At 41.9% G+C, this 21288-nt stretch carries 15 protein-coding genes; 5 read left to right on the top strand and 10 right to left on the bottom strand.

Translation table 11 applies throughout. From position 1 onward, the window contains the following. Nucleotides 1-90: 90 nt before the first annotated feature. The 5 genes from L4D20_RS03235 to arfB all read right to left on the bottom strand — a co-directional run bounded on the left by L4D20_RS03235 (nt 91) and on the right by arfB (nt 9053). Entirely contained in the window at nt 91-1863 is a 1773-nt protein-coding gene (locus tag L4D20_RS03235) for a methyl-accepting chemotaxis protein (protein WP_428800110.1), read from the bottom strand. Nucleotides 1864-2065: 202 nt separating this feature from the next. After that, nucleotides 2066-5239, bottom strand: coding sequence for a calcium-binding protein (locus L4D20_RS03240; RefSeq protein ID WP_428800111.1), 3174 nt, complete (start codon nt 5237-5239; stop codon nt 2066-2068). Nucleotides 5240-5261: 22 nt separating this feature from the next. Then, the gene (locus tag L4D20_RS03245) at nt 5262-6569 is read right to left on the bottom strand and encodes an HlyD family type I secretion periplasmic adaptor subunit (RefSeq protein WP_428800112.1); all 1308 of its coding nucleotides are present in this window, start codon (nt 6567-6569) and stop codon (nt 5262-5264) included. Next, on the bottom strand, nt 6569-8278 hold the full coding sequence (locus L4D20_RS03250; protein ID WP_428800113.1) for a type I secretion system permease/ATPase: 1710 nt from the start codon (nt 8276-8278) through the stop codon (nt 6569-6571). Before L4D20_RS03250 ends, L4D20_RS03245 begins: the two co-directional genes overlap by 1 nt. Before the next feature lie 364 nt (nt 8279-8642). After that, nucleotides 8643-9053 (bottom strand): alternative ribosome rescue aminoacyl-tRNA hydrolase ArfB, encoded by a 411-nt coding sequence (arfB, locus tag L4D20_RS03255; RefSeq protein ID WP_428800114.1) that lies wholly within the window; start codon nt 9051-9053, stop codon nt 8643-8645. Between the two features lie 54 nt (nt 9054-9107). Between arfB and L4D20_RS03260 the strand changes: the two genes are divergently transcribed. Beyond that, nucleotides 9108-9710, top strand: a complete 603-nt coding sequence (locus L4D20_RS03260) for a beta-phosphoglucomutase family hydrolase (protein WP_428800115.1) — start codon at nt 9108-9110, stop codon at nt 9708-9710. Nucleotides 9711-9807: 97 nt separating this feature from the next. Here L4D20_RS03260 and bamJ read toward each other — a convergent pair whose 3' ends face one another. Beyond that, nucleotides 9808-10281, bottom strand: coding sequence for a BamJ family beta-barrel-assembly machinery protein (gene bamJ / locus L4D20_RS03265; protein WP_428800116.1), 474 nt, complete (start codon nt 10279-10281; stop codon nt 9808-9810). A gap of 93 nt (nt 10282-10374) precedes the next feature. Continuing rightward, complete coding sequence (locus L4D20_RS03270) at nt 10375-10998, bottom strand: thioredoxin domain-containing protein (protein WP_428800117.1); 624 nt, start codon at nt 10996-10998, stop codon at nt 10375-10377. Between the two features lie 233 nt (nt 10999-11231). Between L4D20_RS03270 and L4D20_RS03275 the strand changes: the two genes are divergently transcribed. The 3 genes from L4D20_RS03275 to L4D20_RS03285 all read left to right on the top strand — a co-directional run bounded on the left by L4D20_RS03275 (nt 11232) and on the right by L4D20_RS03285 (nt 13953). Then, a complete protein-coding gene (locus L4D20_RS03275; protein WP_428800118.1) occupies nt 11232-11849 on the top strand; it encodes an OmpA family protein in 618 nt (205 codons plus the stop codon). A gap of 111 nt (nt 11850-11960) precedes the next feature. Beyond that, a complete protein-coding gene (locus L4D20_RS03280) occupies nt 11961-12608 on the top strand; it encodes a hypothetical protein (RefSeq protein ID WP_428800119.1) in 648 nt (215 codons plus the stop codon). Between the two features lie 172 nt (nt 12609-12780). Next, nucleotides 12781-13953: an MFS transporter gene (locus L4D20_RS03285; RefSeq protein WP_428800120.1), complete on the top strand. Its 1173-nt coding sequence runs from the start codon at nt 12781-12783 to the stop codon at nt 13951-13953. Between the two features lie 31 nt (nt 13954-13984). Here the strand turns inward: L4D20_RS03285 and L4D20_RS03290 are convergent, their stop codons facing one another. The 3 genes from L4D20_RS03290 to tal form a co-directional block, all read right to left on the bottom strand. Further along, a complete protein-coding gene (locus L4D20_RS03290) occupies nt 13985-16054 on the bottom strand; it encodes a phosphoethanolamine transferase (RefSeq protein ID WP_428800121.1) in 2070 nt (689 codons plus the stop codon). Between the two features lie 633 nt (nt 16055-16687). Continuing rightward, nucleotides 16688-18685, bottom strand: a complete 1998-nt coding sequence (gene tkt, locus L4D20_RS03295) for a transketolase (RefSeq protein ID WP_428800122.1) — start codon at nt 18683-18685, stop codon at nt 16688-16690. An 81-nt stretch (nt 18686-18766) separates the two neighbouring features. Next, on the bottom strand, nt 18767-19717 hold the full coding sequence (tal, locus tag L4D20_RS03300) for a transaldolase (RefSeq protein ID WP_428800123.1): 951 nt from the start codon (nt 19715-19717) through the stop codon (nt 18767-18769). 385 nt (nt 19718-20102) lie between these two features. On the opposite strand from tal, the gene L4D20_RS03305 reads away from it, so the two are divergent. Next, complete coding sequence (locus tag L4D20_RS03305) at nt 20103-21119, top strand: sugar-binding transcriptional regulator (RefSeq protein WP_428800124.1); 1017 nt, start codon at nt 20103-20105, stop codon at nt 21117-21119. Nucleotides 21120-21288 lie beyond the last annotated feature (169 nt).

The raw sequence follows: 21288 nt of genomic DNA on the forward strand, positions 1-21288 counted from the left end.
AAATATTCGACCATGTGCTTTAATAATCAAATAAAAACGGAGCCAATAGAGAGGCTCCGCTTGTTCGTATTTATTCAGCGATAATTAATCCTACGCTTTTTTCTCAGTTCTAAATTCTGCCACAGCCATGTCCATATCTTGCGCTTGGCTAGAGACCACATCAACTTCTGATAAACACTGTTTTGCCGACTGCATATTGCTGTCTGAAATAGTGTTTAACTCAGTAATGGATTCACTCACTTGATTCATTACAATTCCTTGCTCTTCAATAGCGGATGCAATGCGTTCAGAATTAGATTGAATGTTATCCATATCCGTGAGTATCTGGCTTAGACTCTCGTCGAGCGTTTGAGACGCTGTTAGGGTTTGTTCCCCTTGCTCATTACATTGATCAATATTGACAACAACGGTCGACATCTGTTTTTGAATCGCATCAACCACTTTGGTTATCTCTTCGGTTGATTGGTGTGTACGGCTAGCTAATGCTCGAACCTCATCAGCAACGACAGCAAAGCCTCGCCCTTGTTCCCCTGCACGGGCGGCCTCAATGGCTGCATTGAGCGCGAGCAAGTTAGTCTGCTCTGCAATGCCTTGAATGATATGAACAGCCCCGCCGATTTTTTCTACGTGTTCATTAAGGGAAGATATTGAAGTTTGGCTTTCACCAAGTATGTTGGAAAGAGACCCAATGTTATCGACGGTTGAGCTTACCACTTCACGCCCATGTTTCGCGTTGACGGAGGCTTGCTGTACACCTTCAACGGCAACTGCTGTACTTTCTGAAATTTCATTTATCGTTGCCACCATTTCTTGAACCGCGGTAGCCATTGTTGTTGTGTGGTCGGCTTGGGTGTGGAACTGGGTAATTACATTCTGTAGCTCATTGTGCATGTTATTGGTTGTTTGAGAGAGCTGGCCTGCTTTACTTTGGGTGCCAGATATAAGGGCTTCGAATTTATCAAGCAGACGATTAAAGTAGGTTCCTATAGAAACTAATTCGTTATTGCCCGTCATATTTGCCCGCATAGAGACATTGTTAGAACGCGAGATCTCTTGAATAACGACAAGAAGTTGCGATACCTGTAGATTAATAGAACGAGCAATTTGATAAATAAAGCCAGCAATGAAAAGTATAACTGCGAATGTAACACTCTGTTTGACAAGAAATAGTTGATCTTGGAGTTCGGCTACTTCTGTTTCTAGAGTCGAAGAAAACTGTTTGAACTGTTCTTCAACGGCATGAGAAAGCCCTCGCGTTTCACCGAGTAAACCCTTGTTGTAAGCAATACCGATGACTAGTTCTTGAGCTAATAGTGCTTTAGCATTGGTAAGGAAATTTGAGTCATTAATCGTGCTAAGTAGCGATTCATCCCACTCACCATGACGAAGCTTTTTATCAAATTCAAAAATCTTAACTAAATCATCACTACCGAGGTTATGTTCCAACTTCTCTAAACTGTCATTGTAACGGCCAAGAAGTTGTTCTGTTTCTTTTAAACCATACTGGCCAAAAGCTTGAACTAAGTTTTGAAAGCCTTTTTGGTATTTCAATATATCGACGCGAAGCTGGTCAGTGGAGGCAAAAGAGTGAGAAACGAGAATGTCGGAAAGCAGGGCTTCTTTTTCGAGAAAGACCTTCATATTTCCGTCAAACTTGCCCATATATTTCATATCTTTTCGAAGTAGGAAGTCTTTTTCATTCCGACGTAAGTGGAGTAACCGGGTTTCCAACTGAGAAACCAACATGCTCGCGTTACTTAGTTCAAGGGTGGTCGTAGCAAAGTGGGTGGTAATACCCAGCAGAGTGATAACACCGAGGATTGCTACACCGCCGAGAGAGTAGAGTTTTTGTTTTATATTCATCTAAATGCCTATTAACAATTGTTGTAATAGTTTTAATAAACTTAGTTGTGAATGAGGGATTGATCAATCTAAGGTTTTAAGGGAGCTTAAGGGATATTAGGTGGTTGTAACTTCGAAGGTTATTTGTGCTAAAAAACTCCTAATACTAGAGTTATCTAATATTAGGAGTTTATGGTTTATTTGAGTGCAGTACTAGGCACTTCTAAACGGGTTGATCTGAGTATGCCTCGAATACATAAAAGCTAGTGTCGTTGTCATTGTAAAGGCTATATTCACCCTCACCATCAATTATTATCGTTTCAATTCCTTGTAAAAGGTCAGAACTTTCATCATTTTTTGTTACTGTAAATTGTTGATAAACATTGGCAATACTAACTTTTACATCAATATCATAAATTACCGTGTCATTACCATCTCCGCCAGTTATGATGTCGCTACCGCTACTACCAATGATTAAATCATTACCGACACTCACACTAATTACATCGTCATAGTCAGAGCCAGTAACCTTATCGTTAATTTCTCCTTCTGGAGTTGATGAATGATTTTTATCAATGTACGTCATACCATGACCAAGGCCACTAAAGTCAATAATGTCATCGCCACGAGTACCAAATAGTATTTCTACATTTGAAACGGTATCTGTTGAGGTGACTTGCTCACCTTTTACGCCTTCAACGGTAAAGGTTGTCGCATTCTTTGTTTGAATGTTTAGATGGTCGGCATTTTTATAGGTGTCGTTATACCAGAGGCTATCGACACCATCTCCACCATCAATAGTGTCGTTTTCTAGGTAAAGGGCTTTGTGGGCAGCCGAGTATTGATCTGCTTGTATTTCATCATTGCCACCACCAGCATAGATTTTGTCTTCGCCATTCCCACCTTGTAATAAGTCATTACCATTACTGCCACGCAATGTATCGTTACCATTGCCACCAATTAATGTGTCATGAACGTCAGTGGTGTCGCTGTCATGGCTAGCGTAATAGTTTCCCGCCACGATGTAGTCGTCGCCTTCGCCACCATCAAGAATGTCTTCGTGATTACCACCATTTATTGTGTCATTACCTTCGCCACCATAAAGTTCATTGTTGCCTCCAGATGATTTAATGACATCATCACCTTTACCACCATGAACAGTATCGTTACCCAGCATTACATTAAAGTAATCGTTATGATCGGAACCTATCATGACTTCGTCGCCAGCATCAGTCGATTTATCTTTGTAGGTAATGCCGTAATCAAGGCCGCTAAAGTCACCTATATCATCCCCGCGAGTTCCTCGGATTTCTTCGACATTTTTAACCGTATCAGTAGACAAGGTGACACTTGCTTCACCGGAATTGTCCATGGCAGCTACCTGGATAGATTGGTTGCCGCCTTGACCAGTGACTGACATATTTAATGCAGCGTCTGTGCCCAAACCATTCACTAAGTGGTCGTTATAAGAGAGTATGTCGTAGCCACTGCCACCATCGACAAAGTCATCCTCCACAGATCTTCTACCATCGGTTTCAAAATAGTCGTTACCGCCGCCACCTCGTAAGGTATCCTCGCCGGCTCCCCCTATTAGAGTATCATCGCGCTCTTCGGTTCCGTCACCATAATAATTACCACCAACGATGTAGTCGTTGCCATCACCACCATTTAGGTAGTCGCTGTGGTTACCACCATTGATATGGTCATTGCCTTCTTCACCAAATATTTGGTTGTTGCCTAGGGTGACTTTCAGTGTGTCATTACCTTTACCGCCATAGATGACATCGTTTCCGTGACCTAAGTTGATGTTATCGTCATATTTACTGCCTATTGCAAAATCGTCGCTTGCCTGCTCAGAGTTATCGGTAATAGTTATGCCAACTCCATTATCAAGGTTACTCATGTCATAGTGATCTTCACCACGAGTTCCGACAATGGCTTCAACATTGATGAGGGTATCAGTGAAGTCAGCATTTTCTTCATCACTGTGCGATTTAGAGCTGCTTACTTGTTCAACAGCGATGTTTCCATTAGCGTCAACTGAGGCATTGATATGGCCTTTTTGATACCAGTAATTGGCTGTATCGAATCCTTCACCACCATCGAGTGTATCGTTACCAAGTGATTGATCGCCGTAGCCTTTGAATTGGTCATCGCCCTTACCTCCAAAAATTTTGTCGTTTCCGGCTCCGCCAGAAGCTTGATCGTCGCCACCACCAAGTTGTATCCAATCGTTACCGCCACCACCGTCTACTACATCGTTTGAATCTCGAAGCAAAAATGTATCGGCAAAGTCTGAGCCAACGAGTTTTTCAACATTCTCTAGGACGTCAATATTAAGACCTTCTTTGCCATGTTTAAGCAAGCTATCTGGACCAGCACAGTCTTCCGCATTGACTTCGAAATAGTTGAGTTTTGGGCCGCCCTCTTGAACAATATAAATAGGATTATCGGAATTAGCCTCGTATTCTTTTCCTCGCTCACTCCATTGATTCAATGCAGTGACTCTAAGACCTTCACTTGCTGAATAGTCAACAGTATCTGAACCATCGCCACCATCAATGCGATCATTGCCTTGACTACCGATAATCGTATCGTTACCAGCTAGGGCATTGATTTTGTCATCTGAATCAGTGCCTTTAAGGGACTGATCGTTGTTGCTGCTGCCAATAATGGTATCTGGCTTAGTAAGCTTGGCCATAATAGCGACAGTATCGGGATTGCCATCCATTGAAGTAAGTAGTTGGGAAATACTAGGATCATTTGCTAGGCCATTAAGAGTAATACTTGTCCCTATCTCATCTCCCACGAAGAAGGTTAGGACTAGATCTTCTCCTTCTTCTTCACTACGGGTGATAGATACATTTTCAACAGCACGTTGAACAAAACTGTCGGCATCTTTGACTCCGTCATAATCTTCACCGGCGTTTTCGAGTGCGCTCGAAACTTGTTCATTCAGCTTTGTTTCTATTTTATTTTCTCTAGCCTCAATTTTATTCGCCAGTTTATCGCCTTCAAATCGAGTAGAAAGATTAGATTCAACAAGATCATTTTCTAGGACGAAATGTTTGCGATTAAAGACAAGCTCTAAAGTATCTTCACCAAGCTTAAAATCAGTAATAGTATTATTGCCGCCATTAGTAACGCGCATTGAGAAGGTATCAGCGCCATTTCCGCCAGTTAGTGTATCGTCACCAACGCCACCAAATAAAAGGTCATCACCTCTTCCTCCATTAATCGTATCGTCACCGCGATTACCTTCTAGGATATCATCACCACGTTGACCCTTTATGATATCGTCTCCCTGTCCACCTCGAATATGATCAGCGCCACCATTGTCTCCAACAGTCTTCATACCATCGCCAATCGATACATCTACAATTTTGTTAATAGTCATAACCTTTCCTTAAATGACGTTGTTAAATCTCTCTCATCCCTTTCTCCATGCTTTGTATTAGCGGAGAGAGTAGATAATCGAGAACAGTACGTTCCTCTAGTACAATTTGTGCTTCTACCGGCATTCCCGGTTTAAGATCTAAGCCAAGATCGAGAAGCTCACTTGCATCGAGTGCTATCTTTCCTTGATAGAAATGACCACCTAGCCGCTCATCAACGATGCTGTCCGCAGAGAGGTGTATAAGCTCACCTGATACCGCTGGGACTTGTCGAAAACTGTATGAAGTGAGTCTGATATTGGCAGACAACCCCTCATACACCGATTCAATATCTTTGGGTTGAATATTTACGCTCGCAATCACGCGGCTGTCTTTAGGGACAATCTCCAAAATGGTACTTGCAGGGGCGATAACGCCGCCTTGCGTATGGATAGACAGATTGATGACATCACCCGATACAGGGGCGCGAACTTCTATTCGATTGTTTAAAGTACTGGACGCTTCAAGCTGCTCGTTTACAGCCTGAGCTTGAGCCATGAGTTCTTGTTTCTGTTCTTGCGCGGTACGTTTGAAAGTGATTTCTAATGCATCTTTTTCAGATTCAAGTTCAGAGATTTTGCTGCTACTGCGCACTATGCGCGTTTTATGTTCCGCAATCTTTGCACCAAGACTTGTGTACTCGCGTTTTAGCTCAAGAAACGCAACTTTAGATACGTATCCTTTTTTTAATAAGGCGGCGTTGGCTTCTAACTCTTCATCAAGCAGAACGAGAGACTGCTCATCACTTATGTGCCATGCGTGGTAACTCTCTTTATCACTCTGAGTTTGAGCAATTCTTTGTTGAAGCGAAGAGAGTCGCTCTTTGTGGAGTCGTCTATTTTGTTCCAGGAGTGTAACTTGATCGTCTCGAATTTGAGTTTGAATTGGAGTTAGAGGGTGTAAATTTGAAGTCCATTTGATCTGTTGCCCAGACAGTTCGGCCTGCACACGAGACAGGCGTGATTGAACAATGAATAACTTTTGGTTCAGCTGTGAAAGCTGACTATGAAGTTCAGGATCTGAGAGTAAAAGCAGTAAGTCTCCTTCTTCTACTCGTTGTCCCTCTTTAGCCAGTAGGCGTTCAACCACTCCTCCTTTTTGATGTTTCACTTCTTGGTTCTTAAGCTCTGTAACCAATTTACCCGGTGCTAAAGATGCAGAACTAAGTTGAGCTGAATAGGCCCATAACCCAACACCAAAACAGCCAAATAGCAAAATCATCCATCCAGTAATAAAGTAGGGTGAGAGTGACAAGTTAAATGAACTTGTGTTGTGAGTATGCTCAATTTTCATTATGCGATCTCCCCACGAGTACTGTTTCTCTCACTAGAAAAATTTAGAATTTCTTGTGTATTGCCAAACTGTTGAATACCGCCATCACCAACCACCATGCAAAGTGTGGAGTGTTGTAATATCGACATTCGATGGGAGATAGTAATAAGAGTCGTGTTTGATTTTTTGGCTTTAATTAGAAAATCATTAAGTGCCGCTTGGCCTGCATGATCAAGATTAGAATCAGGTTCATCTAAAATGAGAAGGGCAGGTTTACTATAAAGTGCGCGTGCTAGGGCGATTCGTTGCTGCTGCCCACCTGATAACTGTACGCCAAGGCTACCAACTAATGTTTGGTAACCGTTGGGTAGTGACAGAATCATTTCATGAATGCCGGCAAGTACTGACGCTTCCACAATATCTTTTGGGTCTACTTTTTCTTCAAATCGGCAGATATTTTGTGCGATAGTGCCTGAGAGTAACTGACTATTTTGAGATACATACCCAATCTGTCGGCCAAAATCGCGTTGATGCCACTGGTTGGATGTTGCTCCATCAATTCTTATTTCCCCCTTTAACGGGTTGATTAGACCTAAAATTGCTTTACCGATAGATGATTTTCCAACGCCACTTCCACCAACAACGCAAAGTGACTCACCGGCAGGAAGTGTGAAAGAGAGGGCTGACAGTAAAGGCTTCTGTTCCTTATCATAACCAAGAGAAACATCATCAAATTGAACGCTTCCTTTGATTTTTGGTAATGTGATTAACTCTTGTGGTTGATTAATCTTGGCTTGTTGTAATCTGCAGTGCGATTTCCAACCGTCATGCCAGTTCAGCCAATTGCTGATGGCTTGTTCAATAGGTGCTAACACTCTTGCCATTATCATGGAGGCAGCAATTAGAACACCCGCGCCAACTTCATTCTCTAGTACTAATAATACTGAAATACATAACACACCAATTTGCAGTAGCATTCGCACGTATTTGGCAAAAACGTGTATACCTCTTGAGATATTATCTGCATTGCCTTTGTCAACCGTTGGGTTTACCGATTCCAATTGCCATTTACGCGCAAGGCTTTTATTCATTCCTAGCACTTGAATCATTTCAGAGTTTTTAAGCCAGTCGTTAGTGAGTGTATTGAATGTAACGGCATTAGCACTGGCATTGTTTTGCAAGTTTCTGGTTATGAACATACTCAATAGTGAAATAACTAGAAGAACAGTGGCACCAATCATCGCGAAATAACCGAGTTGAGGATGCATGAGGTACATAACGAAAATGAAAATAGGTGTAAATGGTGCATCAAAAAGAGCAAAGATACTTGGAGAGGTGATGATCTGTTTAACTCGCTTAAGATCGCCAAGGTGTTGAGTGTTAATTGAACTTCCATTGCGAGATGACATGATGGATAAGTTGAAAACAAATTCAGAAGCTTGCTGCTCCAGTCGATACCCATAGCGGAGCATCAGTTGACCACGAACCCAGTCTAAACTGGCTTGTATCGTGATAAGGAATAGAGCGACGATAACCAACATAGCTAGTGTTTCTTTACTTTCAGATGAAAGCACCCGGTCAAACACTTGCATTGAAAATAAAGGGATAGCTAGAAATAGAATATTCACGATAGCTGACAGTATGAAAACAAAAGTCATTAAGCTTTTTGCAGAATTTAAGTAGCTACTTGTTGTATTACACTTGGCATCCGTGCCAGTTGCTGTATTCATGTAAGCCTCTATACCTATTATTAATTATTCTTCCTAGCAATTAACGGATTTAGAGCACTATTGATTCTTTTCTCCATTAGCTAATTAAGGCTGAGTCTATATTAAGGGGCTAAACTAAAGTGTGATGTAAAGCATTTCTAAATGTGACACTGCTTCCGGTCTTATTTTTGAGACGGCATTGCGTTGTGTTGTATTATTGTTGAGACCACGTTATCAGTGTATTTCTTGAAAGGGCTTTCATTTTGTTATCTATTTGAATTGTAGAGGATTTATTTATATAGGTGATGAAGGTGTGAAAATCCTTTCATAGTATGAAATGAATCGAAGATTACAGGGGGAGCAGGGCCTGTAGGCCTTTTGATGTCTAATTAACTTTTCCGCGTAACGCTTTAGTATTGCTTTTACGTTTCTTAGCGTCGACTCTCCGTTTTTGAGAGTTTCTTGTCGGCTTAGTAGGCCTTCTTGTTTTTTGCACGATTGTGGCAGAGAGGATCAGATCTTTCAGGCGGTTTAACGCATCTTCTTTATTCATTTCTTGGGTTCTAAAAGATTGAGCTTTAATAATAATGACACCTTCCTTTGTTAATCGACTATCGGATAGGGCCAATAGTCTCTCTTTATAGAAGTCAGGTAGGGTAGAGCGCTTAATATCAAACTGAAGATGTATGGCGGAAGAAACTTTGTTCACGTTTTGCCCGCCTGCTCCTTGGGCGCGAATAGCCGTTAACTGAATTTCCCAAGATTGTAGAGTGACACTATTTGATATTTTGAGCATACTTATTTACTAACGATTTATCGTCGTCTAATGACGAAAAGTGGAATACCGAGAATGTACATTGATTTAAAGAAGTATCAAGGTCTAATTTTTGATATGGATGGAACCTTGATTGATACAATGCCTGCACATTTAGATGCATGGGAAAAAACATCGTTACATTTTGACTTTCCGTTTACCAGAGACTGGCTAAATAGCTTAGGCGGAATGCCGAGTTATAAAATTGTCGCAGAGATTAATCGTGAGTTTGATTTAAAGCTAAATGCGGATGAGATTGCGGCGTTTAAAATGCAGGCGTTTGCCGCTATCACAGAGCAAGGCGAACCGATTTCATGCACAGTCGAGGTGCTTGAGCAGCATTACGGAAAAAAGAAGCTTGCTGTCGGTACGGGAAGCCAACGTACCAGTGCGTTACGTCTTTTAGATAAAGCGGGCTTACTATCAAAACTAGACACAGTTGTCTCAGCAACGGATGTTTCCAACCACAAACCAGAGCCTGATACATTTTTGCTGGCTGCCGAACAAATAGGTATAGCCCCGAATCAATGTGTTGTGTTTGAAGATACGAACTTAGGTAAGAAAGCGGCGCATGCTGCTGGAATGGACTGCATAATGGTCGAAGGCTCTGAACTGGTATTTTATCCACTAAACTGCTAACGCATGATATAGATTTTTTACTCGGGTACGAGAGTTAGGTACAAAAAAAGAGTCGATAGTACGACTCTTTTTCATTTCAGTTGCTAAAGAATAACCGCTATTGGATTTCTAGTAACTCAACATCAAAGATGAGAACCGATGCTGGTGGAATCGGTCCTGTTCCACCTTTACCGTAACCTAGGTTACTTGGTACAAACAGACGATATTTATCACCTTCAACCATCAATTGGACGCCTTCGGTCCAGCCTTTAATGACTTGATTTAGACCAAATGCAATTGGTTCATTTCGCTCAACAGAACTATCAAAGACGGTGCCATCAATGAGCGTCCCGTGATAGTGCACTTTTACGCGGCTAGTTGATGTTGGGTGGGCTTCCCCTGTTCCTTTTTGTAAAACTTGATACTGTAAGCCACTGTCTGTGGTGATAACGCCTTCTTTCGACGCATTCTCTGCTAAAAATGCTTCACCTTGGACTTGATTCACTTCTGCAAGCTTGCCGTTATTCCATGCACGGTAGATGAAGAAGATCGCCAATACGACGATAGCGACTGGAATGATAAATTTACTCATAATATTCCTGTTTGAGATTAAGTGGTTGTTTTTATTAAGTAACCATTTTTAAATAGCGATTGCTCTTAAAAAGATAAGAGCTCAACGGTAAGACTAGTTTTCGATTAAGTAATTAATAGTTTTTGCAATACTTTCTACATCGCTGTGACCTTGAGTCAAAATAAGGTACTTACCACTGACAATAAAGGTAGGGACCGAGTTGATCTGACCTTTAACCGACACTTCTTGTGCTAATTCGAGAGTATCAAACAGCTTTTGTTGCATCTCTTTGTCTAGATCGTATGGGCTTACTAGTCCGCGAGACTCAAATGCGTTATCAATAGCAAGTTTACGATCTGTTAACGTTGAGCCTTCACCAAGTTGAACGGCTGCAAATAGCTCATCCATCATTACGTGATCAGGCGTTGCATTAAGCTGCAGCTGTGCGCTGTAATAAATCATGGCGGCAATATGAGCACTCTCGTTAAATGTCACGTGAACTTTAGCGATGCTTTGATTAGTCGATTTTTCAAGCTCTGGAATAACTTTTTCCATCTGACGGCAGTGGCCGCAAGTTAGTGAGAATACTTCAGTAACAGGCGCAAGACCGTAGCTTGACAGATCAACAGGTAAGTACTCAAACTGTTTGCCTTCCACTGGTGTGGCATTTTCAGAACAACCCACTAATGCGGTAATGGATAAAAGAACGATAACAAACAGAGATGATATTTTTTTCATAGCGTAGAGCCTAATCTATTTAAGTATCAAGATTCTAACTGTATCTAACGCCGACGAAAACGAATTTCTTCTACTATTTCTGAGATATTTCAACAACACGGGCCTCTTTAAGGCCGAGTTTTTATCGTGTTGAGGAAATGAAAATATTTTGGTTGAAAACTAAAGTTTTTCGGTAACGGCCGATATACTTTAACAAGCAGGATGATATTAAATAAAGATGAGATGGTACCGTTATGAAGTATTTCGCTTTACCAATTTTACTTGTATTAACAGGGTGTGGGACTTTGTCGTCCGATATGATGTTGATGGGTGATGACATGCTAGATGTTGCGCCTAAAGGTGATGTCGATTTACGTTATCCCGAATGGCGGAAAGCACCTCAGATATCAACCGCTGGTGTAGAAGGGCCAATGGGGCAGCAACGAACGTCTAGTTACGATTCATTGCAGAGCTTTTTATTAAAACATGGCGTTGATTATGAAGTATTACCAGGCAATCATGTCATGGTAAAACTCAAAGACACCATTAAGTTTGAAACAGGCTCTTCGAAGGTATCACCAGATTCATCTTACTGGTTAGGTATGATGGGCGATTATCTGGCAAACGATCCTGGCATCGATATTGTCATCGACGGCCACGCTGACAGCACAGGTACCCCTAACTTCAATGATGGACTATCGTTAAGACGAGCGAAACAAGTTAAAAAAACGCTTATTAAAAATAACGTAGCAATGGATTCCATTTTCACACGAGGTTATGGCGAATACGTACCAGCATGCACGAATAAAACTACTGCGGGTAAAGCGTGTAATCGAAGAGTTGAAGTGCTATTTGTCGTGTCGAATAATTAGCTTAGTAAACCTTAACGTTACTTGAAAACATTGGGGAATAATGGTTATTCCTCGATATTGATTCGGTAAGTGATATAGTAGCGCCCAATATTATGTTCTGAGCTTATTAAAATGAAAACCACTACCGTACTTGCGTTCTGTCTAATCGTTCCTTTTAGCCAAGTCGCACTTGCCAATAAAACACAATCGAGCATTGCCGGTGGATTTCAGTTCACCGAAGTCGGAAGCAACGGATTTCAAGACTACTTTGGTGACAAATATAATAACGAAAATATATCTAAATCGTTATTTGGTTTGTACGTGAACGGCGTATATTCACTTGATAACCCATTGTTTATCGCTGCTAACTACGAAGCTCTCACAAGAGGCTCAACTGATCTCGAAAGTGTCGATTTACAATTAGGCTTTGCCTTACCGTTGGCAGACAATATTGAAGGTTACCTCAGTGGTGGTGTCGATTGGATTCGTCCGACTCGAAGAACATCGAATGTGGATAACTCCGGTCAAGCTGGTTACTATAAAACATATGATCATGCAGCAGTTGCTGAAGCTGGTGTATCGATTAAAGTAAATAGCGTATGGTCAGTTAATCCTGCTTATAGCTATAGTGATACATTTGATCACGGTATACACAAAGCGAAATTACACAATACCTTTAATGTCAGAGGCGGTTTCGGAATCCAAGCAAGCTACGAATATGTCTTCAGTAAGAACCTAGGGCAAAGTAACTTCAAAGGTGGCGTAATCTACGCGTTTTAAGCAATAACAAATCGAAAGTATTAAAAAGAAAATGGCCAAACACTATGTTTGGCCATTTTTGTTTCTTGAACGGCTATTAGGCTCATTTTCTATATTCCTTACAGTATTGTTTAGTTGCCACTTTGTTGGTTTTTTGTTTTAGTTAGAGGCCAGAACATATTAAGGACGATAAATGAATAGGAACGTTTGGTTACTGTCGCTCTGTCAGGCGCTGTTAATGACGGGAAATATCCTGTTGATATCGGTTATAGGCTTGATAGGAAAACAGATCGCCCCTAGTGCCAGCATGATTACATTACCAGTAGCTCTTCAGTTTCTAGGGCTGATGTCAGCAACAATTCCAGCGTCTTTAATCTCAGGGAAGCTAGGTCGTAAAAGAGGTTTTAGTATTGGTAATGTGGTTGGAATTACAGGTGCCAGCCTAGCCACTTATTCATTAACACAGCAGAACTTCTATCTATTTTGTTTTGCGACATTTCTACTAGGAATTGGTATTGGCTTCGGCACCCTTTATCGGTTTGCTGCGATCGAAGTTTGTAATGTCGACGCTCGTCACCGTGCGATTTCTATATCAATGGCGGGTGGTGTCCTAGCTGCTGTGTTGGGGCCCAATTTGGCTATCCAGTCACAACAATGGTCACCAGATGGACTATATATTGGTGCGTTTGGTTCATTAATTGTCCTGAATATTATCGCGTTAATCATCTTACAAACGATACAATTTCCTAAAGTATCCTTAAGTTCAAAATCATTAAAAGCAGAGAAACTTGGCGTTATCATTAAAGAGCCCAACTTTATGGCAGCAGTATTTGCAGCTATGGTGGCTTATGCAGTCATGAATATTTTAATGACTGCAACGCCATTGGCGATGATCGGATGCGGTTTTGATTTCACAAGAGCTGCAGGCGTCATTGAATGGCATGTATTAGGTATGTTTTTACCGGCATTTTTTACTGGTCGATTGATAGAACAGTTTGGTGCACGAATAATGATTCTGGTGGGCGGCTTGTTGTTCGTCGCGTGTATCGCAATCAATATCCACGGACAATCAATTTGGCACTTTAGAGCAGCGTTAGTGCTTTTGGGCGTTGGCTGGAACTTCATGTTCATCGCAGCGACTGGCATGTTCAGTCAAGCTTATAAAGAGCGTAATAAAGCAAAGGCTCAGGCTTTCAATGAGTGTGTCGTATTCAGTTGTGTGACTGTGACTGCACTTCTTTCCGGCTGGCTAGAGTCGACCGCAGGGTGGCAAAATCTGAATATATACGTCCTCCCATTCGTATTGATGGTGATTGGTTTGTTTGCGTGGGATGTGAAGAAAAGTCAGGTGGTTAATCCTACGTAATAACGAGGGAGGATAGTGCTAAGCCTTAGGTTTAAAGCCTGAATTGAGAGTTATAGATAACAATGATGTTATTTATTTTTGGGTGATGGAGACCTGCATTGTCTAGCTTTGTCTTTAAGTTATTGTCATCGACATGTATCTCAGTCCAAGTATTGAGTTCAAGTTGAAGGGGGTTAATGATCTTCTGTGTGAAATGCTCATCTACAAATAGGATGAGTGATGAATCAAAACTCATCGAAGCTATGCTTTGTTCACTTAGTTGAAAAAGTAGTTGAGTGGTATAGCTCTCAATCTCTTGATTACTTGCCGTCGTCATCATGTCTGTGAGTTTTTTAGTTGGAAGGTAATAACTAGTTTTCCAACCGAGCTCTGACAGTTGCCGAAGATCTTCCGAACGTGAGGAAGTTTCCAGTAATGTTCGAGACTTAAGGTTGTATGTTTGGTCTAAGCTTTCAAGTTGATCGCGCACGCGAGGTAAATTTAGTGATGTTAGGTTTTTTACATCAAACCAAAGTTCCTCAAATTGTTCGTTTTCAAACTCTAAAAAGCTGCCTAACGATTGCCCCGATAAAGTATTTAAGTCGTGGCCAACTTTGATCTCTTGTGTGGTTCCATCAACCCAAAGATCGACTTCAATACGTTTAAATCCAGCGTTATATACATCATCTAGCATTCCAATAGTGTTCACTCTGTGTGCCATCAGAGATGGACTTATCGTCAGATTAGAACGAGTTTTCTGAGTCGCTAATGATGGTATGGCAACTTTTCCATGCATTGTGGTGGCTTGTGTAAGGGACAAATTATAATTTGGTGAGCTAATATCAAAACCTGCTTGTTTAACACTGGTATCAACGTCCAAGATTCCCAATACTGAGTCAAAAAGCAGGTCGTTGGTAAATACCTTGTTTTTGTTATCTTCTAATATTGTGCGTTGTTTTTGATTGAATGTGCTTCCTGTCCATATTAAAAAAGGGACCTCAACCATTGGTTCCGTAAAGCGCTTAGCGTCGTGACCTCTGTTGGCAAATACATCTTCTCCGTGATCGGGTATAAATATGAGTGTCGAAAAGGAGGGAGATTTCGAAATCAGGTTATGAACCTTTTCTAACATGGCGTCAGCTAAGGCTACACTCTGGTCATAACAGAGATTACTCGTTCCTAAATAGGTGTAATGGGGCAAAGGCTCAAGAGCGATATCCTTTCCCTTGGTTCGGTCGCAATAGCTGATGTGGCTACCCATCATGTGCAATACGATGAAGTGATTATTCGATTCATCGATTGTATTCAAGTATTGCTCTAGCTCTTTAACTAATGCGTCGTCTAACTTGCGTGTATTATCTGATTTGCCAACATTGGTATTAATAAAGCGTACATAATCACTCTCATGGGCGAGAGCAGAAACCAAGTTGTCCCAAATCCCTGCCGATACCTGATTGCTGATCCATGCTGTGTGGAAGTTTGCTTGGTTTAGTACGTCAATGAGCGAAGCACTTTCGTAGTAATTTAACTGGTTATATTGATTACTTTGCGTAAGAGCAAGAGAAAGCGTTTCCATCGTATGGGTGTGGCTAGAATAGGCTTGTTCGAATTGAATCGGCTTGGACGATGTGATCCACGGTGTCGTCTCTCTGCGATAGCCGTAGCTCGAAAGGTGATGTTTAGAAAGCGACTCGCCGATAACGAGAACATGTAGATTCCCAGTTGAATCTGTTGTTGCGCTAGTACCAGAATGGCTTTCTTCTCTTTTGGTGATAATAGTCTGTAATTTCGATAGTTCTTGGCGGTAGATTTCGGCGTATCCAAAAACGTTTTGAATACCCTTGAATAGATCTTTCGATAATGTGGCATTTAATAAAAACAGACACGTCATCAAAGCAAACAAAGGCGTTGTGGCGATAGGTAAAAGGCTTTTTGAGTTAGTACGAAGATAGATGGTGATGATAAAAATGAAGCTAACGAGAAATAAAGAAAACTGCGCAGTGACGACAGTATCAGTTAAATATTCGTACATTTCACTTGTATTGCTCTGCATAAGAGCGAACACGAACTCTTGGTCAATCGTCCCGTAGGTTTTGTAACTGACCAATATAATAAAAGTCATAAACCACGTAATGACGAAAAACGTAGTCGAAATATAATGAATCAAATATAACTTTCTATCAAAAGAATAGAGAAGAACTATCAACGTTAATAAGTAAAGACTCCCAATAAAAAATGCTGAACTGACCTCTAGACCGGATACGAAAAATTTGCTGTAGGTGTATATAGCGACGATAGCCAGTAGAAGAGTGGTAGAGATTAAAAACCGAGTATGTTGGTTTTTGTTAATGAAGAAAATGGATACCCACATTAAGAAAAGGCAAAACATGACTGCTGAATCTATAATTTCTGCATGAGGTGCGTGCCTAAACCATTGCACTATTCCAAGTCCAATCAATGCGAATAACATCAAGGTATTGAGAAGGTTTATCACTCGGGGTCTTAATCGATACATTTAACCCCTTTTTACGGGTAAGTTGATGCTTATGAAAATACTTATCTTATTAATAAACCTAGGAAAGATTCTTAGGAGTGTCCACCGTTATTATTAAATTCCATCCATTCCTATGTTTAAGGTTTTGCAAAAAAAAAAGCCCCTGCACGCTATCAAAAGGTATGCAGGGGCTTTTAGATTTCTCGAGTGTCTAACGTTAGCTAGGCACTGTTGATTGTCGTTCTAATATCAGCGTCGGTTTTAAGCTAAAATTTCTTTTGCTGTATTTACTACGTTTTCAGTAGTGAAACCGAACATCTTGAACAGTTCACCTGCAGGTGCAGATTCGCCAAACGTTGTCATACCGATGATCTTGCCACCGAAGCCAACATACTTGTACCAGAAGTCAGCAATACCTGCTTCGATAGCGATACGAGCTGTAACATCAGAAGGCAGAACAGATTCACGGTATTCAGCGTCTTGCTTGTCGAAAGCATCAGTTGCTGGCATAGATACGACACGTACCTTTTTACCTTCAGCTGTTAGCTCAGCAGCAGCCGAAACTGCAAGCTCAACCTCTGAACCTGTCGCGATAAGAATTAGCTCAGCCTTACCTGCGCAATCTTTTAGGATGTAGCCACCCTTAGCGATGTCAGCAACTTGTGCCTCTGTACGCTCTTGTTGTGCAAGGTTTTGACGAGAGAAAATAAGCGCCGTTGGGCCATCTTTACGTTCGATAGCAAGTTTCCAAGCAACCGCTGATTCAACTTGGTCACATGGACGCCATGTACTCATGTTTGGCGTTAGACGAAGAGATGCAACTTGCTCAACAGGTTGGTGCGTTGGACCATCTTCACCAAGGCCGATTGAATCATGTGTATAAACTTGGATGTTCTGAATCTTCATCAGAGCCGCCATACGCATTGCATTACGAGCGTATTCCATGAACATTAGGAACGTAGCGCCGTATGGTACGAAACCACCGTGTAGAGCCATACCGTTCATGATTGCCGTCATGCCAAACTCACGCACACCGTAGTGAATGTAGTTGCCTGATGCATCGTCAGCAGAGACTGATTTAGAACCAGACCACATTGTTAAGTTTGATGGTGCAAGGTCAGCAGAGCCGCCCATAAACTCAGGAAGCATTTGGCCAAACGCTTCTAGAGCATTTTGTGATGCTTTACGTGAAGCAATGTTTGCCGGGTTTGCTTGAAGGTCAGCAATGATCTTGCTTGTTTTTTCTTCCCACTCAGCAGGAAGGTCGCCATTTACGCGGCGTTTAAATTCTGCGGCAAGCTCTGGATATGCTGCTTCATAAGCTGCAAGTTTCTCGTTCCACGCAGCTTCCTTAGCTGTGCCTGCTTCTTTCGCATTCCATTCTGCGTAAATTTCCGACGGAATTTCAAAAGGACCGTGCTCCCAACCTAATTGTTTACGTGTTGCTGCGATTTCGTCAGCGCCTAGTGGTGCACCGTGACAGTCGTGCGTTCCTGCTTTGTTTGGAGAACCAAAACCGATGACCGTTTTAGTACAAATCAAAGTTGGGCGTGGGTCTGCTTTCGCCGCCTCAATTGCTGCATTGATTGCTTCAGGATCGTGGCCATCTACTGCAGGAATTACGTGCCAGCCGTACGCTTCAAAGCGTTTAGGCGTATCGTCAGAGAACCAACCTTCAACTTCACCATCAATAGAGATGCCGTTGTCATCCCAGAAAGCAACCAGCTTACCAAGGCCCAGTGTACCGGCTAATGAACAGGCTTCGTGAGAAATACCTTCCATCAGACAGCCATCACCCATGAATGCATACGTGAAGTGATCAACGATGTCGTGGCCTTCTTTGTTGAATTGAGCTGCTAGTGATTTCTCAGCAAGCGCCATACCAACCGCGTTAGTGATGCCTTGACCCAGTGGACCTGTTGTTGTTTCGATACCCGGAGCGTAACCGTACTCTGGGTGACCTGGCGTCTTAGAGTGCAGTTGACGGAAGTTTTTAAGATCGTCGATTGAAAGCTCGTAGCCTGCAAGATGAAGCAGAGAGTAGATCAACATTGAACCGTGGCCGTTAGACAGTACGAAACGGTCACGGTCAGCCCATTCAGGGTTTGCAGGGTTATGGTTTAAGTGAGAGCGCCAAAGTACTTCAGCGATATCAGCCATGCCCATAGGTGCGCCTGGGTGACCGGAGTTTGCTTGCTGTACACCGTCCATGCTTAGAGCACGAATAGCGTTAGCCAATTGCTTTCTTGGTTGCGTCATAATAGCTTCCGAATAAAGTGTAAATTTATAATTAGAAATAGAAGAGGAACGATATTCGTTCCTCTTTAAATTTGATAGTGATTACAGCTTAGCTGCGATCATGTCTTCAAGCTTACCTTGGTCAACAGCGAAGTTGCGGATGCCTTCAGCTAGCTTTTCTACTGCCATTGGGTCTTGGTTATGATCCCATAGAAATTCAGAGTGAGTCATTGCAGCAGGGCGCTCTTTCGTGCCGTTAGAGTCGATTAGTCGTTCGACGACTTCGCCTTCAGCAGCTTCTAGCTCAGCGAGAAGTTGAGGCGCAATAGTTAGACGGTCACAGCCAGCAAGTTCAAGGATTTCACCGATGTTACGGAAGCTTGCGCCCATAACGACAGTTTTGTAACCGTGCTCTTTATAGTAGTTGTAGATGTTTGCTACAGAGATAACACCTGGGTCTTCTTGAGCTTCAAAGTCACGACCTTCTTTCGCTTTATACCAGTCCATGATGCGACCAACGAAAGGAGAGATAAGGAATACACCTGCTTCTGCACAAGCACGAGCTTGAGCGAATGAGAATAGAAGCGTTAGGTTACAGTTGATGCCTTCTTTCTCTAGGATTTCAGCGGCGCGAATGCCTTCCCAAGTAGAAGCCAGTTTGATAAGGATACGGTCGTTAGTGATGCCAGCGTCGTTGTACATTTTGATAAGTTGACGCGCTTTAGTCACACTGCCTTCCATGTCGTAAGAAAGACGAGCATCAACTTCTGTTGAGATACGACCTGGAACAACTTTAAGGATTTCTTTACCGATGTTTACATTAAGCATGTCACAAGTGTCTTGCACTTGTTGTGCTTTATCATCGCTTTGTGCTTTAGCGTACTCGATAGACGCATCAATTAGAGGTGCGTACTCTGCAATTTGAGCTGCTTTAAGAATGAGAGAAGGGTTAGTAGTTGCATCTTCAGGTGTGTACTTAGCAATGGCTTCGATATCACCAGTATCCGCTACGACAGTTGTTAGTTTACGAAGTTGCGCTAACTTATTGCTCATAATAATTCGTCCTATTTTGGGGCTTAGTACGCCAAGTGGCGATTCAAAGATTTCTGCAAGCAAATCGATACAAAAGAGCTATTTTCTTAGTATTCGATCTATATTCCGTTGTAGTGAACAAATGCCCTTGAGCGCATGCTCATTACTTGAGTAATTGATGTATCCATATTTATAGCATTCAGAAAAATTGTCAATTGTATGAGCTATAAATAAGTGAGATTCGTCATGATATTTATTCTTCATCGGTGGTCTTTATGTTGTGTAAACGTTTGCGTTTTCATTGCTGGGAAAAAACAATCTCAAAAATGTGATGAGCATTTGTAATTGTAGTGAGCGGATGCTTTGTGATTTTGGCGTGGTTCACATAGAATGGAACAAACGACTTATGCGCATAGGTACAATTTTGCCAAACACTCAAGACATCTCACTCGAAGCGACTAACCTACTCACTGAAATCTCTGTCGCTTACTATCAAGACGGGGCAACACAGGAAGAGATCTCACGTAAATTTGCAATCTCACGTGCCAAAGTTGGCCGTATGTTAAAGCAGGCACGCGAAGAAGGGATTGTTGATATCACCGTCAAATATCACCCTGTATTCAGTGCTAAGATTGAACAGCGTCTCATCGAGCGTTTTGGAATTAGTAGGGCACTAATTGCACTGGATCAACCGAGTGAAGATTCACAACGCACTCAGGTTGCAGGACTCGTTTCGAATTATCTTACTAGCTCTTTAAAGAATGGGATGGTTGTCGCGGTAGGGCAGGGGCGAAATGTTTCGTCTGTTGCTCACCATATAGGTGTTATTACTCCCAGAGACTGTAAGTTTGTTTGCGGTATTGGTGGAATCCACCCGCGTGGAGGAATGTTTAACGCAGACCATATTTGTCGCCAGCTAGCGAAAAAGTATGGCGGTACCTCAGAGTCTTTATACGCGCCAGCCTATGCGGAAAACCCAGAGCAAAAACGTGCATTCATGCAAAATGCGACGGTTAAACAGACATTGGATCTAGCGCGCAAAGCCGATGTGGCGTTAGTGGGTATTGGCGATATGAGTGAAAACAGCTATATGGTCGATTTGGGTTGGTTTAGTACCGACGAAGTGGTTCAATCTCGATTAACGCAAGGTGTCGTAGGAGATTTCGCAGGTTATGATTTCTTTGACGTACATGGCAAGGTTTCAGATACCGTTATGAGTGACCGTGTTATTGGTCTTGGGATTGAAGAGTTTCGCCCCATTGCCGAGGTTATCGCTATTGCCGCTGAAAACTCAAAACCGTTGGCACTTCTGGGGGCGTTAAGAACGGGTGTTGTTGATGTTGTTGCGACGAGCGTGAGTAACGCCTTAACGGTATTGAACCTTGATGAACAGATGGAAGGTCTCAGTAAGTTAGCGAAATAACTTTCGTAAGGAAATCTCGCTTATACGCAGAACACTTAAAAAGAACAAAGGATTGTCTCAAAAAATGAAATGTATGTAATAGGGCTGATATTAATGAGTTTTCACTCGCAGCCCTATTTAGTTAGGAAGTAAAATAAATAAACACTCACTAATTTGTAACCCAATAACA

It is taken from the genome of Vibrio kyushuensis (genome assembly GCF_050337325.1).
Lineage (GTDB): Bacteria > Pseudomonadota > Gammaproteobacteria > Enterobacterales > Vibrionaceae > Vibrio > Vibrio kyushuensis.